12 protein-coding genes and 1 pseudogene are annotated in these 16,636 nt (G+C 48.2%); 7 read left to right on the top strand and 6 right to left on the bottom strand.

The features are described from left to right. Positions 1 to 211: 211 nt before the first annotated feature. Genes CLOSYM_RS09465 through CLOSYM_RS24035 form a run of 4 tightly spaced genes read left to right on the top strand, consistent with a single transcriptional unit; the run spans position 212 to position 5,872 of the window. Positions 212 to 907 (top strand): response regulator transcription factor, encoded by a 696-nt coding sequence (locus CLOSYM_RS09465; protein ID WP_003503930.1) that lies wholly within the window; start codon positions 212 to 214, stop codon positions 905 to 907. Positions 908 to 931: 24 nt separating this feature from the next. Further along, entirely contained in the window at positions 932 to 3,286 is a 2,355-nt protein-coding gene (locus CLOSYM_RS09460; RefSeq protein ID WP_044902306.1) for a sensor histidine kinase, read from the top strand. 51 nt (positions 3,287 to 3,337) lie between these two features. Next, the gene (locus tag CLOSYM_RS09455; RefSeq protein WP_021641957.1) at positions 3,338 to 4,750 is read left to right on the top strand and encodes an MBOAT family O-acyltransferase; all 1,413 of its coding nucleotides are present in this window, start codon (positions 3,338 to 3,340) and stop codon (positions 4,748 to 4,750) included. 18 nt (positions 4,751 to 4,768) lie between these two features. After that, positions 4,769 to 5,872 (top strand): alginate O-acetyltransferase AlgX-related protein, encoded by a 1,104-nt coding sequence (locus CLOSYM_RS24035; protein ID WP_021641956.1) that lies wholly within the window; start codon positions 4,769 to 4,771, stop codon positions 5,870 to 5,872. Positions 5,873 to 5,919: 47 nt separating this feature from the next. Here CLOSYM_RS24035 and CLOSYM_RS22390 read toward each other — a convergent pair. From CLOSYM_RS22390 to CLOSYM_RS09425, 6 genes and pseudogenes are all read right to left on the bottom strand, one after another. Continuing rightward, a pseudogene (locus CLOSYM_RS22390) lies at positions 5,920 to 6,732 on the bottom strand (GNAT family N-acetyltransferase); the annotation flags it as partial. A gap of 185 nt (positions 6,733 to 6,917) precedes the next feature. Further along, a complete protein-coding gene (locus tag CLOSYM_RS09445; RefSeq protein ID WP_021641955.1) occupies positions 6,918 to 8,147 on the bottom strand; it encodes a DUF4026 domain-containing protein in 1,230 nt (409 codons plus the stop codon). A gap of 33 nt (positions 8,148 to 8,180) precedes the next feature. Further along, positions 8,181 to 9,569 carry an MATE family efflux transporter gene (locus CLOSYM_RS09440; protein WP_003505730.1) on the bottom strand — a complete coding sequence of 463 codons (1,389 nt, stop codon included), beginning with the start codon at positions 9,567 to 9,569 and terminating at the stop codon, positions 8,181 to 8,183. 331 nt (positions 9,570 to 9,900) lie between these two features. Continuing rightward, a complete protein-coding gene (locus CLOSYM_RS09435; RefSeq protein WP_021641954.1) occupies positions 9,901 to 10,818 on the bottom strand; it encodes a hypothetical protein in 918 nt (305 codons plus the stop codon). Continuing rightward, positions 10,815 to 11,078, bottom strand: a complete 264-nt coding sequence (locus CLOSYM_RS09430) for a hypothetical protein (protein ID WP_021641953.1) — start codon at positions 11,076 to 11,078, stop codon at positions 10,815 to 10,817. Before CLOSYM_RS09430 ends, CLOSYM_RS09435 begins: the two co-directional genes overlap by 4 nt. Positions 11,079 to 11,104: 26 nt before the next feature. Then, positions 11,105 to 12,295 carry a M20 metallopeptidase family protein gene (locus CLOSYM_RS09425; protein WP_003503921.1) on the bottom strand — a complete coding sequence of 397 codons (1,191 nt, stop codon included), beginning with the start codon at positions 12,293 to 12,295 and terminating at the stop codon, positions 11,105 to 11,107. Positions 12,296 to 12,910: 615 nt separating this feature from the next. Here CLOSYM_RS09425 and CLOSYM_RS09420 point away from each other — a divergent pair. The 3 genes from CLOSYM_RS09420 to CLOSYM_RS09410 all read left to right on the top strand — a co-directional run bounded on the left by CLOSYM_RS09420 (position 12,911) and on the right by CLOSYM_RS09410 (position 16,580). Further along, positions 12,911 to 14,668, top strand: coding sequence for a urocanate hydratase (locus CLOSYM_RS09420; RefSeq protein WP_081697064.1), 1,758 nt, complete (start codon positions 12,911 to 12,913; stop codon positions 14,666 to 14,668). An 86-nt stretch (positions 14,669 to 14,754) separates the two neighbouring features. Further along, on the top strand, positions 14,755 to 16,023 hold the full coding sequence (hutI, locus tag CLOSYM_RS09415) for an imidazolonepropionase (protein ID WP_044902305.1): 1,269 nt from the start codon (positions 14,755 to 14,757) through the stop codon (positions 16,021 to 16,023). Further along, positions 16,014 to 16,580: a cyclodeaminase/cyclohydrolase family protein gene (locus CLOSYM_RS09410; RefSeq protein ID WP_003503918.1), complete on the top strand. Its 567-nt coding sequence runs from the start codon at positions 16,014 to 16,016 to the stop codon at positions 16,578 to 16,580. The genes hutI and CLOSYM_RS09410 overlap by 10 nt, the downstream gene beginning before the upstream one ends. Positions 16,581 to 16,636: the final 56 nt, after the last annotated feature.

Below are 16,636 nucleotides of genomic sequence, written 5' to 3'. Positions count from 1 at the left end.
GTAAGAATTCATTCCGGCCGGATTCCCCCTCCACGACTAACCTCCCACGGGGACAGAAGACTCAGTCATCCCCCTCACCACACCGGACATGGTCCGTTCCGGATGCGTCCTCCCAACCTCAGTTAAATCTCCATTTAAGGAAAAAGTAATATCCTTTTTTCTCTAATCCGTTGTATAATGAAGAAAAGTGTGCCTATAAGGAGGGTCAGCCATGCAGAGTATACTCGTTTGTGATGATGATAAACAGATTGTGGAAGCCATAGATATTTACCTGACAGGTGAAGGGTTTGAAGTGATTAAGGCCTACGATGGATTCGAGGCTCTGGAGCTTTTGCAGAACCACAGTGTGAACCTGATGATTATAGATGTGATGATGCCGGGACTGGATGGTATCCGCACGACGCTCAAAGTCCGCGAAACCAGCAGTATCCCGATTATCATTTTATCTGCCAAATCCGAGGACGCCGATAAAATCCTGGGATTGAATATCGGTGCGGACGATTACATAACAAAGCCGTTTAATCCGCTGGAACTGGTAGCCAGGGTGAAATCCCAGCTTCGCCGCTATACGCAGCTTGGCAATATGAATACCCAGGCGGGCGGACATATCTTTAAATGCGGAGGTCTCCTGATCAACGATGAAAACAAGGAAGTTACGGTGGATGGAGAACTGATTAAACTGACTCCCATCGAATACAATATCCTGCTGCTTCTCGTCCGGAATGCAGGAAAAGTATTCTCCATTGATCAGATTTACGAGGAAATCTGGAATGAGGAGGCGATCGGCGCCGACAATACGGTTGCCGTCCATATCCGCCATATCCGGGAAAAAATTGAGATTAATCCGAGAGAACCCAGGTATCTCAAGGTTGTATGGGGAGTCGGCTATAAAATTGAGAAACAGTAGTTATAATACAGAACAGGTGATAATATGAAATTTTCTCGGCTATCCATGCAGGCTCAAAAACTGATTGCCAGCGCCCTGCACCTAATCTTTCTGACAGTGATGTTTGCAGGTATCGGCACCATGTATCTGAACGATAACTTCGGCATCGGTATCACCCGAGTCCAGAATACGGTCTATGAGGATACCGACGAATTTACCCGTCAGTTTAACAGGGATTTGAATGATATCTTCCAATATATAGAATACAATCCCACCTTTGAGAGCGGCGGCGCAATCGACGTCTCAAAGAAGATGCTTCAGATGACCTTCGGTCCAAACGAGACGGAGAGCTTCAGCCTGGCTGACATCATTTCCTATCTCCAGACCATGGGGTATCAGTTAAATGAAGATTTTCAGTGTAACAAGGTATCAGCTCCCGCCCTTGAGGCTAAAACACGCGAGGGATATATTGACTGGTCCGCAAGCGAGCCTAAAAAAAATTACAGCTACCTGATTCCGGGAACGCGCAGAGCGACTCTGGAAGATGTCTCCCTGGAAATTATGGAATCACTCCATCAGTATTATTCCACCTACAACCGCCTGCTTGCAAATCCGAGCAATCTGCATTTTAAAGTGGAATATATTGATCAGGAATCCAGCACCAAGAGAGCCACTATTTTTGCCAATGACCAGGAACTGACGCCCGATGTGATTAAAACCTACGGGAAATACGCATACCTTCCGGGAAATTCCGTATTCTATGATACAAACCTGAAGTCAATTGCGTTAAATACGGTTTCCGCACTGGCGGCTAATAATCCTTATGATACTAAAACATTTTACCTCCTTGCCGGTGTGGATACCTCTTATCCGGTTGTGGATGTCTACTCGGAAAACCGGGATGCTTATTTGAGCATGCAGCATTATTATATCAGCGGTTTTGTCCTTCTTGTGACCGGAGGTATGATTGCGGTCCTCACGCTCCTGTTCCTGCTTAAGGTATCGGGTCACAGGAATGTCGGAGACAAGACGATTACGCTTCACGGTTTTGACAAGACAAGCACGGAGACGGGTATTGTCATGTTTTCCCTGATGACGCTGGCCGGCTTAGTACTCTGCCGCCTGGTGCTAGTCAGAATTGCGCATCTGGTTCTGCCGGAGGAATCCTGGGCGCTGTCCGAGCGTGTTCTCTACACCGCCGTCTTTTATCTGGGAGCCCTGCTTTTATTTTTCAGCATGCTGAGACGGTATAAGGCAGGAACCATATGGACCGGCAGCTTTGTCTGCCGCTGGAGCGAACATCTGTCCATATTCTTTACAGGCCAGAGTTTTACAACCCGCCTGACTGTCAGCTTCCTGGCCTATGCGGCCATTAACACCTCTCTGATCAGCCTTGCCTGGTTTTTATGGGACAGAATCTATCTGAGCAAGACGGCGGTTTGCGCCCTTACCGGTATGGTAATCCTTGCCTGCGCGGCCTTCAACCTGTGGATATTCTATCTTATGTTCAAGCATTCCGTTGAGCATGACATGATCAGTACGGCAATTGAACATCTGTCTGCCGGTGAGACAAGCTATCAGGTAAACCTGGATGATTTTGACGGAAAAGAATACGAGCTGGCTGCCAACATCAACAATATCAGTATGGGACTGGAAACAGCTCTTCAGGAGAAAGTAAAAAGCGAACGCCTGAAGACAGATCTGATTACAAATGTTTCTCATGATATTAAGACGCCGCTTACTTCGATTATTAATTATGTAGGGCTGATACGGCGTGAAAATATTCAGGATGAGAAGATTCTCCGCTACCTGGATGTGTTGGAGCAGAAAGCCAACCGCCTGAAAACCCTGACGGAGGATTTGGTGGAAGCATCCAAAGCCAGCTCCGGAAACCTGAAACTCGAAATAAGCGACATCAATTTTACCCAGTTGGTTTACCAGACCAACGGTGAATTTGAAGAGAAATTTGCCAGCCGACATCTTGAGCTTATCACCACCGCCCCGGAGGAAACTCTCCTGATTGAGGCAGATGGCCGCAGGCTCTGGCGTGTCCTGGAAAACCTTTATAATAACGCATTTAAATATGCGATGGAGAGCAGCCGTATTTATATCGATATCACAAAAACAGATATCTCCGTCAGCGAGGAGGGACTCCTTCTTCCTGCGCAGGTTGTCTTCACGATTAAGAATGTCTCGGCCAACCCACTGAATATCCGCGGCGACGAGCTGACGGAACGCTTTGTGCGCGGCGATGTTGCCAGAACCACGGAGGGAAGCGGACTTGGCCTGTCAATTGCCAAAAGCCTGACCGAGCTTCAGAACGGCCGGTTCGAAATCTATATTGACGGCGATCTGTTCAAGGTTCAGTTGTCTTTTGACGTGAAAAAGGCTAATCTTTAGTAACAGTTCATACAGCATGAACTATTACAATCTTTAAAAGGCGGTACAATTATGTTATTCAGTTCCCTTGTGTTTTTATGGTTTTTCCTGCCGGCAGCCGTTTTTCTTTATTATCTGGCTCCCGGACGGAACGCAAAAAATATTGTCCTTTTCGCGGCCAGCCTCATCTTCTATGGATGGGGCGGACCGCGTTATCTGCTTTTAGTGCTGCTGACCGCGCTCTTATGCTACGCTGCCGGGCTCTGTCTCGGCGCTGCCGGGGAGCGGACCGCGCTAAAGAAGCTGTCGGTGGGGGGTTTTGTCCTGATTACCCTTGGAATCCTCGGGTATTTTAAGTACTATAACTTCTTTGCGGCGACAGCCGGCCGTCTTGCGGGAAAAGAGCTGTTCCCTCTGCGCGACATCGTTCTTCCGCTTGGAATCTCATTTTACACCTTCCAGGCAATCTCCTATGTTGTGGATGTCTACCGCGGAAAAAGCCCTGCACAGAAAAACCTGTTCCACATGGCTCTCTACCTCTTTTTATTCCCGCAGATTCTTTCCGGACCGATTATAAAATACCATCAAGTCGCCGGACAGCTCACAAACCGGAACGAAACCATTTCCATGCAGTTTTATGGAATTAAACGTTTTGTATACGGGCTTGCAAAGAAAGTGCTGCTGGCCAACACCTTCGGGCAGAGTGTCGATTATATCATGGGCGTTCCCTCCGGCCAGATGGGGACTCTTACCGCCTGGCTGGCCGTAATCCTGTATACCCTGCAGATTTACTACGATTTTTCGGGTTATTCCGATATGGCGATCGGCCTTGGCCGAATCTTTGGCTTTTATTATGAAGAAAACTTTAATTACCCGTACCTCTCCTCCTCCATCACCGAATTCTGGAGGCGGTGGCATATTTCTCTGTCAACCTGGTTCAGGGATTATCTTTATATCCCTCTCGGAGGAAACAGAAAAGGCCTTGGCCGGACCTGTGTTAATCTTTTTATCGTATTCCTGGCAACCGGATTGTGGCACGGCGCCAGTATGACATTCATTATATGGGGAATCTATCACGGCATTTTCATCCTCTCCGAACGTTTGTGGCTGAAAAAAGTGCTGGATCGCAACCCGGTTAAATTTTTGAATCATCTGTACGCCATGGTTGTCGTCGTCTTTGGCTGGCTGCTGTTTCGCGCACCCAGCATGACGTACGCCATCGATTTGGCAAAGGCGATGATAAGGCCTTCTAAAGGGCTATGGAATGCAGGACTGTTCGCAAATAATAAAATCCTGTTCCTCGCCGTTTTGGGAATCCTCTTATGCGGCCCGGTCCAGGCCCTGTTTCCCAGGTTCCGTAACCATATATTTGATGAAGAAAACGTATCCTACGGCGATATTGCAGTGATGATTGTGCTTTTGTTCCTGTCAACCATGGTCGTTGTCAGCAGTACCTACACCGCATTTATCTATTTTCAGTTCTGATTTAAGGAGTTTTACTTTATGAATAAGAAAATAATTATGATTGCCGGGTTCTGGCTGTGCCTTCTGGCCCCTAACCTGCTCTATCCATTTATGAAGAACGAGTCGGATACAGGAACGGATGAAAACCGGGCGCTGGCAGACTTTCCTCATTTGAGCCTCCAGACATTGGAGAGCTATCCCGGCGAGATGGACAGCTACATCAATGATCACGCCGCTTTCCGAAACCGTTTTCTCTCCCTGAATGCCCGGCTGAACCTGGATTTGTTTGACTACCCGGATTCCACAGAAGTCCTGAAGGGAAAGGACGGCTGGTACTTCTATACTGCCGGTTCCTCCCTGGCCGACTGCCTCGGAATCAACCGCTATCCCGAGCCTGTGCTTCAGGCCATAACCGCGCATATCCAGACGGCTGCCGACTACTTCGAATCTCAGGGCATTCAGTTTATCCTTGTTCTCCCTCCCAGCAAGGAGTCGGTTTACAGGGAATATCTCCCGGACAGCTGCAGGCAGCTTGCCTCCCCTACCCGGTCGGAGGAACTGATTTCCTATATCAGAACGCACAGTACGGTGACCGTCATCGATCCCGCCCCCTATTTTGCCGAAAACCGGGATTACCAGTGGTATTTCAAGACCGACACCCACTGGAACGATGCCGCCGGTTACGTGACAAACCAGATGCTTATCGAAGCTCTGGGCGGAGCACCTGTCCCAATCGAGGATGTGACGGTATCCTACCTTCCTTCCGGCGTAGGTGATTTGGGAAAATTATTCCATATGCCCCCCTCCCGCACCGATGACACAATGGCAGTGATCAGCGGCTATTATGACGAACTCAGCACAACACGGGAGGATGTGAACGGAGACGGCAACATTACCCATCAGGTGACACCGGATGCCCCGGATCCCAGGCGCATTGCGGTTTACCGGGACTCCTTCGGCTATTCGCTGTCACAGACACTGAGTAAATACTTCCGGTATACGGATTACTACCACTGGCAGGCGTTTGACGCCTCCCTGCTGAAAGAGAACCGGCCCGATGTTGTGGTATATGAGGTTGTTGAAAGGGAGCAGGGGAGAATCCCGGAAGATATGATGAAATTGGCGCCGGAGGCATTTCGATGAATTAAGCAGGGGAAGACGCCGCCGGGACGGCCAAATATTTTCCGCATTTCACAATGAGGAATTGTGACCTCTATAAATTCTCCGGGTGTTCTGGTGTATCCCAGTTGTTCATAGAAGCCGGCAGCCGTTTTCCGTGAATGGAGGATTATTTCTTTCATCCCCCGGCTGCGGCAATAGTCTTCCATCATCGTCATTAGCCTTCGCCCGCAGCCTGACCGCTGGATCCGCAAGTCTACCGCTGCTGCCCGGACTTCCACAGTTCTGTCGGGCCTCAGATCGGCCACCACCACGCCCCATGCCCTGTCTTTTTCATCCATCGCCGCAAAATGGACAAATTCTTCCTCCCGGCTCATATCACCCTGATAGAGATCCAGTCCAAGCGGAAGACGCATCACCCGTTGCCGAAGCTCTAAAGTACTTTGATAAGCAGGCGTTCCGATCTCCGCCTGCCCACAGCGCAGCGTCCCCTCAGGCCTGTCCTCTCCCACCGGAAGTTCACGGCACAGACAATATGTATGAGAAGGATTTTTGTCATCGGTGCAGACGGTAAAGCCTAATTTCTGAAAAAAGGATAGTCTGCTGCCGGAAACTTCCGCCTTCATGGCTGTAAAAGTCTGGGTATACCGCCCACACAGCCAGTTTACCAGAAGTCCGGCATATCCCCTGCCCCGCAAATCCTGCCGCGTCGCCAGGTACTTAATCTCGCCGGTATTGTCGGAAAGAGGGATAATAACCGCCGCACAGACTGCCTCCCGCTCTGCTTTCAGGAGGTAGAATTCCCCCTCTCTGAGATTCCGTTCAACCATCTCCCCACTGGGTTCAATCTCCTGCAACAGGGGAAAATACTTCTCTTGTTCCATAATAACAGGTCTAATCTCAACCATTCCACACCTCTTTTCCAATAACAAAAAGTCCAGTCTACTCCAATAATACCTTTAATACACGGAAACACTTAGCCGCCGCAACAAATTATCCCCCCGCACTTAACGCATGAGACAATCAGCGGCCGTCCCGGCGGCGTCCTCATCTGCTTAATTAAACAAAATTACAAATCCATAATATACACATCGTCCGGCGTAATTCTCCGTTCCGGCGTAAATATGATCCAATCCGTCAAATCATCGTATGTATACGTTCCGATATCATCCTGATGCATTCCGCTGACATAATATGGTTCCTGCGTCAGCTTTGCAGTGAATTTACCGTCCTGCGCCTCGAGCAGTTCAAACCAGATATGTTCCTTCGTATTGTTGTCCTCCTGATATTCCTCGTCTATAGTCAGGCCAACCTTCACCAGGATATGATTCTCCTTAACCTCCATGGCGCGCAGCATATAGGAAACGCGTTCGACGGCCAGCGCCTTCATCCGTTCCGTCTCCGGCGTGGATATCCAGTAGATTGGATTATTTCCGAGAATTTCATCATAGTGGGAAAGCGGCGAATAGTTGCCTTCCTCATAATCGGCTTTGGACGGATAGGTAAATATCACGCTTGTATTGCCGTTATGCCCCTCGGCCCTGTCACCCTTTCCTCCCAGCATATCATCGTCATACAATTCCACGGCTTCTTTCCAGGGAACCAGCGTCGTAACCAGAGCCGCCCGGTCGGTCAGGCGTGCAAGATACAGGGGCTCCTCCGGCTCCAGCGGTTCTTCCAGCTCCAGAAGCCGGTTTGCCATTGTTTCCAGGACATTGTAATGGCTGTTATATGTATCCTTCGTGGAATTCAGCACTTCCAGCTCCGATATGCCGCAGCGGTTCAGGCCGTGGGTATGGAGCCAGACGATCTCTTCCTCCCCTGATACCGCCTGCGCCGTATAAATGTAGCGGGGCGCCGGGGGAACGGACGAGACAGCGGCCAGGGCAACCCAATGTCCCGACAGTATCTTTTCCGAGCTGTCGTCGAGAACTGCCACGGCATCGGGAAGAACGGCATGAATCAGCTTAAGCTGAAGGTGATAAGAGTCCAGCGCATCTTCTCCAAACATCATCTCCACTGCCAGTCCGCTCTCTGCCCTCTCCATTACTTCTATATCCACGTCGGGAAACAAATGCTGGCATCGGTAGAACTCTGGCAGTTCAAATCCGGTCGGATACAGCAGCGCCCTGTACCTGTTTCCCTTATATTCAACTGTAAGCTCAAGGCTCCCTTCATCCTCCGTATCAGCAGTGACCACCTTAAAATCAGGAGCATTTTTAAGCCTCCTGAGAACCTCCATTCTACCCTCCGGCTCCTGCTCCCCCGGCAAAGCAAGCATATACGATTTCTCTTTCATCCTGTACCTCCTGTCTTTCTGCTATTGTTTCTGTTATGTTTCTGCTTTCTTCCCAACCAGCCTGATCCGGCTCCACCTTCCCGTCAAGTACCAGGTAAAGGAGATAATATAATTAACCGCCCATCCTATCGGAACTGCATACCAGACAAACTGTACTCCGTACCGTGGGGCGAAATAGTTGGCAACAAATACTCTGATACTTAAATTCGCCAGATTGGCGACGGTAAAGGCCGTCACATCGCCGGCGCCGCGCAGCAGCCCGTCGGTGGTCATCTTTAGGCCGATAAAAATAAAGAAAAAGGAAATGAAATCAGTGTATGAGATTCCTGTTTCAAATGCCGCCCTGCTGGCATCCGCATCCAGAAATGCGGAGACAAAGGAGTGTCCGAACAACTGGATGGAACCGCAGAGCAGGACTGCAAAACAGCCCAGTATAATATAACAGAACCTATACCCCTCCTTAACGCGTTTTACATTGCCTGCCCCCATATTTTGGGCTGTGAATGTGGACATCGCATTGCCGACCGCGGTCATAGGAACAATTGCCAGCGACTCAATCCTGGTCCCCGCGGAGTAACCTGCCATAACGGCGGAACCGAAGGTATTAACGACCGACTGTACCAGCAGGATTCCCATATGGACAATCGACTGCTGTAAAATCGACGGAATCGCCACCCGTGTCATGGAACGCAGCATCTTTCCGTCATAGAAATGAAATTCTGAGCGCTCATGAGGATATTTCTTTACTTTCCGGAGCAGAAGGACAAAGGAAATGACGGCTGAAATTCCCTGTGCAATCAAAGTGGCAAAAGCAACTCCTTTTACGCCCAGGCCGAATTGTATCACAAACACCAAATCCAGGAAAATATTCAGCAGGGATGAGAAAATCAGCAGATACAGGGGCGTGCGTGAATCCCCAAGGGAATTGAATACAGAGGCTTGTACATTGTACATAAACAAGAATGGCAGCCCCAGAAAATAGATTCTCAGATATGCCGCCGCATCCCGGAACACATTCTCCGGTACCTTGAGAAGCCGCAGTATCCAGTCGTTTCCGATCAGTCCCACCGTCCCCAGAAGCATGCTGATGATCAGGAAGTTAATCAATGTTGTGGAGACAGCGGTCTTCATCTTACCGGCTCTCCCCGCTCCCAGAAACTGCGATATAATGACTGCGCTTCCGACGCCTCCGCCTATGGCAACTGCAATAAACACATTGGTGATCGCATACGATGCTCCGACGGAAGCCAGCGCTTCTTCACTGACAAATTTCCCCACAACAACCGAATCCACTATATTATAAAACTGTTGAAACAGATTGCCCAGTATCATAGGCAAAGCAAAAAACAACAGGCTCCGTCCCGGATGTCCTGTCAGCATATCATTATTTTTCTCTGTATTTATCTCTTTTTCTACCGTCATATTTCCGTCTCCCGTCATATTATTACTCTGTTTGCACAGATAATCAGACAATTTCAGTGTATCACAGAGTTTTTGAATTTACAACGGATGACTTTATCTTTCATCTCCCCTCTTTCGACGGCTAGAGGTATTTTTCGCTGAAATTCCGCTTTATTCTTTCGACACATTCTTCCATAGTTATTTCAATAGACTCAGGCATATTCTCTGTCCTTAAAATTGGAAAGGCCGCGGTCTTCTCAACCGGAGGTACAATTCCGGATGTGAAGGCCGCGGCCCAGACATGGTTTTATTTAAATAACAAGCTTTCCGTTCATCAAAACGGACAGACTGTTTAGAAGAATTTCACCAGAATACTTGCAACAAATACGGATGCAAATGTTACTGTGGTAAAACCGCCAACGATCATCTTAGGCTCAATTCTGGACCTCAGATATTCTTTCTCTGTTTCATCGTCACTGACAGCCTTAACGCTTTCCTGGGACAGGATATAAGTTCCAGGATACCCGTAAAGAGCCGTCAGAGCGACCGAGATGGCCATTTCTTTCCTGAATCCCAGCAGCTTTCCGGCAATCATTGCCCCGACTGCCAGACCGATTGTTCCGATCACGATAACGCCAACCGTAGGAATCAGTGAGGAAAGGACTACGTCCGGCGTTGTTCCGCCGATACCTGCAACTACAACATAACCAATAATAACTACCATTGAGAAGCCAAATACCTGTGACTTAATAAGCGGTGAGCGATCCAGGAATCCGATTTCCGAAAGAATAACGCCCACAATCAGAAGAATTACATACCGGGACAGGAACTCTCTGGTTGCAATTGTAATAAGAATACCGATTACACCGGCAACCGCAACTTTGAAAAGAACTGTGTTTGTTGTATTGTATTTCTCCGGAAGCTGAGGAATAAGCGGCTTCTTGCTGCTGTTAATAGCTTCTTTTTCGCCTTCCACAATACCGTTTCTGTAGTTTTTCAGAAGATAATTTGCTTCTTTTTTAAGGAAGAAAGCGGTAAGCGGATACCCAACGAAGCTCTGTAATACGAATACTGCCAAAGCCAGAGTGGATAAATCCGGGCGCCCCATTGCGTTTGCCTGCTCACTTACAATCATATAAGCTACGATACCGCCGCTCAGCGGAGGTGTTCCGGCCAGCACAACCAGTTTACCTAATAATAATGTGCCGACTGTTACATTGAGAATACACATTCCCACCAGACCGGCCAGACAAATCACAATTGTTTTCACTGAACTGCCATTTCCCTCATGCTCATAAGAGCCCCCATATGAGGAAGCTGCAGATAGTAGATTACATACACGAGCGTCGAACTGATACCGGCCAGCTCCAGAACATCCGGAGGAAGCAGGCCGCTCCAAAACAGTACAATACATATTACAGAAATTGAAAACATCGAAGGTATCATGGCTCTTGTTGCTGTCGAAATAATATCGGCGACAGCCATTATGGCCAGAATTACCATAAAATAAAATATTGCATCCAAATACATAATCGAAACATCCCCTTATTTATTTTTTACCTGTTATCTTCCAGCCAATCCATTGCCGCCTGGGTGAATAATGCCGGTCCCCTGTAAAAGACATCTTCATCAAGACAGAATTTTGGATGATGCGCCCCATACTGTTTGCCGTCAGCCGGGCACGCCGCACCATTTGTCAGGAAAAAATAACATCCCGGTATTTCCTGGAAGAAAAACGCCGCATCTTCTCCACCCATCATTCCATGGCTGGCGATATGAATCTCTTCTTCCGGAATCAGTTTTCTTGCAGATTTCAGGAAGCTCTCCACTACTGAGCGATCATTGACAAGCGCCGGATAGCCATCCAGTATCTGAACCGTACAATTTCCCCTCATCATACGGGCTGTCGATGTTGCAATTTCCTCAATACGTTTCAAGACAAACTCCCTTACCACAGGAGAACCGTTGCGAATCGTTCCTTTTACAACTGCTGTCTCAGGAATGATATTATACGCTCCTCTTCCTGCCTCCACACTGGCCAGAGTAATAACCGCAGATTCGGCCGGGGCCACTTCGCGGCTGATAATATATTGAATATTGTTGATGATAAGCGCTGCAATGGCAACCGGATCAATACATTCATGAGGAACGGAGCCGTGTCCTCCGAAACCGGTAATATTGATTAGCACCTGATCGTCGGCCGCCGTAGTGTTGGAATAGCTCACACAAATGTCCCCGTTATTGAACGGTCCGAACATCGTGCCCACATGCAGCGCCAGAATCGCGTCCACATCATCAATTACTCCATCCTTCACCATCGGCTCTGCTCCGCCGGGGCCTTCTTCCGCCGGCTGGAAAATAAGTTTTACCTTTCCCTTAAGCTCATCCTCATGGTTCTTCAGCATAACTGCTGTCGCAATGAGCATCGCCGTATGAGCGTCATGGCCGCAGGCGTGCATATTCTCATTTGCAGAAGCATATGTAAGACCAGTCTCTTCCTTTATGGGAAGTCCGTCCATATCGGCCCTGATCGCAATTGTTTTCCCCTCACCCTTGCCAATCACAGCCGTTATTCCTGAATGGTTCTTATAAGTCTTGTAAGCAATGCCTGCCGCTGTTAACTGTTTTGTAACAAAATCTGCTGTCTTTGGAAGCACTAACCCCGTTTCCGGATAGCGGTGAAGTATTCTTCTCCACTCTACTATCTTGTGCTGCAGTTCCTGCGCCTCTTTTAATAAGTCTTCCATTTTTAAGCCTCCTAACTAACATACTGGCCCCCGTAAACAGATTTCATGTTTACCGTTGCCGCACGTGTTGCCTGTAATATGCAGCCGTGCAGCCGGAGCCGTTTCCCCATTCATCTTAAATACAGAGAAACACCTTACTGTTTAATACTTTATTAGCATAAAGCCCTCTAATATAATAGTATTTCTTTTTCTCTCCCGCTTTCAGCATCCCCCGCTTTCCATCCTTACTCCCAATAGATCACTGAATCTTTAATGTTCTACTATTCTTTTTAAACTCCTGTAAAACATCTTATTGCCTGTGATTTCTTAAAGAGAATTCGATTATGTCCTTTTGTTACAGTGTAATTCCAGTTTCTAAACAAAAACTATGACAAGTATATTTACGTTCCGCCGAGAAAGTGTCGATATAAGCTTTCCAAAAAAAATTTTAACATCCTGTTATTTTACGGGAAACATCGACATTTCCTCGACTGCCTGTACATATACTTGAACCATCAGATACAAACAAACGCCACTTCCGAAATGCCAATATCGGAACGGCAAAAAACAATACTACATAGGGTGTAGAGAAAAACAAAGAAAAAAGCAAACAAAAAGAAATGGAGGAATTTAGTTATGTCAATGAACGGCGGAAACATGTATCCAGCAAAGGAAGGAAAACCGGAAATCTATTATTCCGTAAAAGCTCAAAGAGGTGGCGAATTAAGATGTAAGGGCTGGAAACAGGAAACCATCTTAAGAATGCTTGAGAACAATATGGAAAATGCTGAGATTCCAGAGCAGCTGGTTATCTATGGCGGAAACGGAAAATGCGCAAGAAACTGGGAATCCTACCATGCAATCGTTCAGTCCTTAAAAGACCTTGAAGATAATGAGACACTGGTTATCCAGTCCGGTATGCCTGTTGCAGTTTTCAGAACACACAAATTAGCTCCACGTGTTGTTATGGCTACTACTAATATTATGAAAGCTGACTGGGAGCGTTTCTACGACCTTCAGGATAAAAACCTTACAATCTTCGCTCAGTATACGGCTGCTCCATGGGAGTACATCGGAACACAGGGCGTTATCGAAGGAACATTCGAGACTCTGTCCGCTATCTCTCTTAAAAAAGAGTGGGATAATGACATGCACGGCAAGATTTTCTTAACAGCCGGTGCAGGCGGCATGGGCGGAAACCAGACATGGGCCGGCAAGATGCACGGTGCGGTAGTTATCCTGGTTGACGCTGATGAGAGAGTTATCCAGAGACGTATTGAGAAGAACTACATGGATATGATGGTCAGAAGCTTAGATGAAGCTATCGCTATCGCTAAAGAGCATCTTGAGAAAGATGAGCCAATCTCCATCGGTGTTGTCGGAAACGCAGCAGATGTTTATGAAGAGGCTCTTGCTAAGAACTTCCTTCCGGACGTTGTTACAGAAATGTGTCCTTGCCATGACCCGATTTCCTATATCCCATCAGGATACACAGGAGTTGAGGCTGATAAATTCAGAGGCGAAGACAGAAAAGCTTACCTTGAAGCAGCACGTGAGACAATGCAGCGTCAGTTACGCGCCATGATCGAATTCAAGAAACGCGGCGTTGAAGCATTTGAGTACGGCACAAGCATCCGTAAAGAGTGTATCGATGCAGGTATGCCTGAAAAAGAAGCAAAACAGATTGAAGGTTTCGTAGCAGCATACATCAGACCACTGTTCTGCGAAGGCCGCGGACCGTTCCGTTGGACCTGTATCTCCGGTGACCCGGCCGACCTGGCTCGTCTGGATGACCTGGCACTTGAAATCTGCAAGGGTGACCACCTGGTTGAGAGATGGATCAACCTGGCCAGAAAACACCTTCCGATCGAGGCTCTTCCGGCACGTATCTGCTACATGGGCTTTGGCGAAAGAAGACGTTTTGGTCTTGCAGTAAACGAATTAATTAAGAAGGGCGAGGTAAAGGGCCCGGTAGCATTCTCCAGAGATAACTTAGACTCCGGTTCTATCGTTAACCCGACATTCGAGTCCGAGAACATGCCAGATGGCGGCGACTACATCTCCGACTGGCCATACTTAAACGGCTTATTAAACTGTGCAGCAGGCTGCGACCTGATCGCTATCCAGGCTAACTACTCCATGGGTGAGGCTGTACATACAGGTGTTACCATGATTGCTGATGGTACAGAAGAAGCTGACGTAAGACTTGACTCCGCTCTGACCGTTGACTCCGGTATCGGTGTTGTCCGTCATGCACAGTCCGGATACCAGTCCGCAAAAGATGTCTGCAACGGAAACGGCAAGATCGCAGGCGGCGAAAGCATCAAGATTCCGCTGTGGTGGGAGCCGGCTGATAAAGTTACCTTTGCTCCGGAAGGCGAATATATCAGATAATATACAAATAACGCAATATGGCAGGAGGGTTCATAAGGGTACTTATGTGCCCTCCTGATTATGCTTAAAATGAAAGGAGATCCATGATGGACAACGGTAAAAAAGTTCTCCTGATCCATAACGCCAGACAGCTCCTGACCATGGAAGGCGATCACAATAATGATATCGGCCTGATTGAAGGCGGAAGTGTCCTGATCCGGGACGGTTTGATTGAAGCAGCCGGTAAAACCGGGGATATTGAGAAACTGGCCGGCGGACTGAGGGCCGGCGGCACGGAGGTTGAAACCATCGATGCATCCGGCAAAGTAGTACTGCCCGGCTTCATTGACTGCCATACCCACGTAACCTTTGGCGGTTCACGCGTTGCGGCGTATGCCGTTTCCGTGGTTGACGACAATCCGGAAACTCTGGCTAAAAAAGGGATTCCCTCCGGAATTTACGCCTCTGTAAATATGACAATTAACCTCCCGAAAGAGGAGTTAAAGGCCCAGACAAAACGGCGCCTGGAAAATATGTTCATGAACGGAACCACTACACTGGAAGGCAAGAGCGGTTACGGCCTGACGATGGAGTCCGAACTGCGTATGCTGGAAGTAAACCGCGAATTGAACGAAGAACTTCCTCTGGATATCTTCTCCACTTTCCTGGGCGCTCATGGCTGGACGGAAGGCATGAAAAAAGAAGTTTACATCGATCTGCTCTGCAAAGAGATGATCCCGCGGGTAGCCGGAGAAAAACTGGCTGTCTGCAACGATATCTGGTGCGATGAAGGTCATTATACGGCAAAAGAATGTGAAACCGTGCTGGCCGCCGGCCGTGACTATGGCCTGGCCCCCAGAATCCACACCGACGCCTACTCCTATATAGGAGGTTCTGATCTGGCCGCCGATATGCATATGCTGTCTGCCGATCATCTGAATTATACTCCTGTCAGTGTGTTCCAGAAGCTAAAAGACGCCGATGTCACAGGCGTATTGCTGGTTGGAACCGATTTTGCGGTAAATCATCCAAAGCAGGTTGATCCGCGCCCGATGCTGGATATCGGCATGGATCTCGGACTGGCTACCAACTGCTGTCCCGGCTGTTGGTGTGAATCCATGATTTTCATCCTCGTGCTTGCCTGCAGACAGCATGGTTTCAGCGCTGAAGAAGCGCTGCGCGCCGCTACAAAGGGAGCCGCCAAAGCAATGGGATTAAAGGACAGAGGTTCCCTGACTCCCGGCAAGCTTGCCGATCTGCTGATTCTCGACACCGATACTTACGAAGACTTAATTTATAAATATGGCCGTAATCCGATTGAAACGATTATTAAAAAAGGAAAAGTTGCGGCTAAAGGAGGAATTTTATGTATTTAGACGTATTTAACAAGGTGGTTGATTCGGATGATTTTACCGTTGGCGGCGGCTCTGCCTCCGCACTTGCAGGGGCTATGGCTGCCGGAATGGCTTCCATGGTTGCAAAGCTCTCCATGGCAAAACCGGTTAACCTCACTCAGGAAGAATATACGGCCATGTCAAAAGAACTGGACGAACTGGCCCAAACACTGTTAAAAGGCTCCGAGCAGGATACGGAAGCTTACTGTATGATTAAGGATGCTTTCGCTCTTCCCAAATCAACTGATGAAGAAAAAGAAGTGAGAAAACAGGCTGTCCGTGACGCCGCTTACCAGGCTGCCCTTGTTCCAAAAAACAACGGCTATAATAATAAGAGAGTCTACGAGCTTGTATGCCGTCTCGAGGGTTCTTCCAATCCGGCCTGCCTTTCAGACCTCATGAGCGCCAAGTATCTGTCGGAATCGGGAGTAAAGGGCTGTGTTTTAAACATCCAGGCTAACCTGTCCATGATTAAGGACGAGGCCAGGACCCGGGAGATGGAAGAGGCCATGGAAGATCTCGGCAAAGGTATGATGTAACAATTATGATGCACCAATTATGATGTAACAAATAATTAATATAAAAGCACCATGAA

Origin of the sequence: [Clostridium] symbiosum ATCC 14940 (assembly GCF_000466485.1) — a bacterium.
Lineage (GTDB): Bacteria > Bacillota > Clostridia > Lachnospirales > Lachnospiraceae > Otoolea > Otoolea symbiosa.
This window is presented reverse-complemented; position numbering and strand designations above follow the sequence as displayed.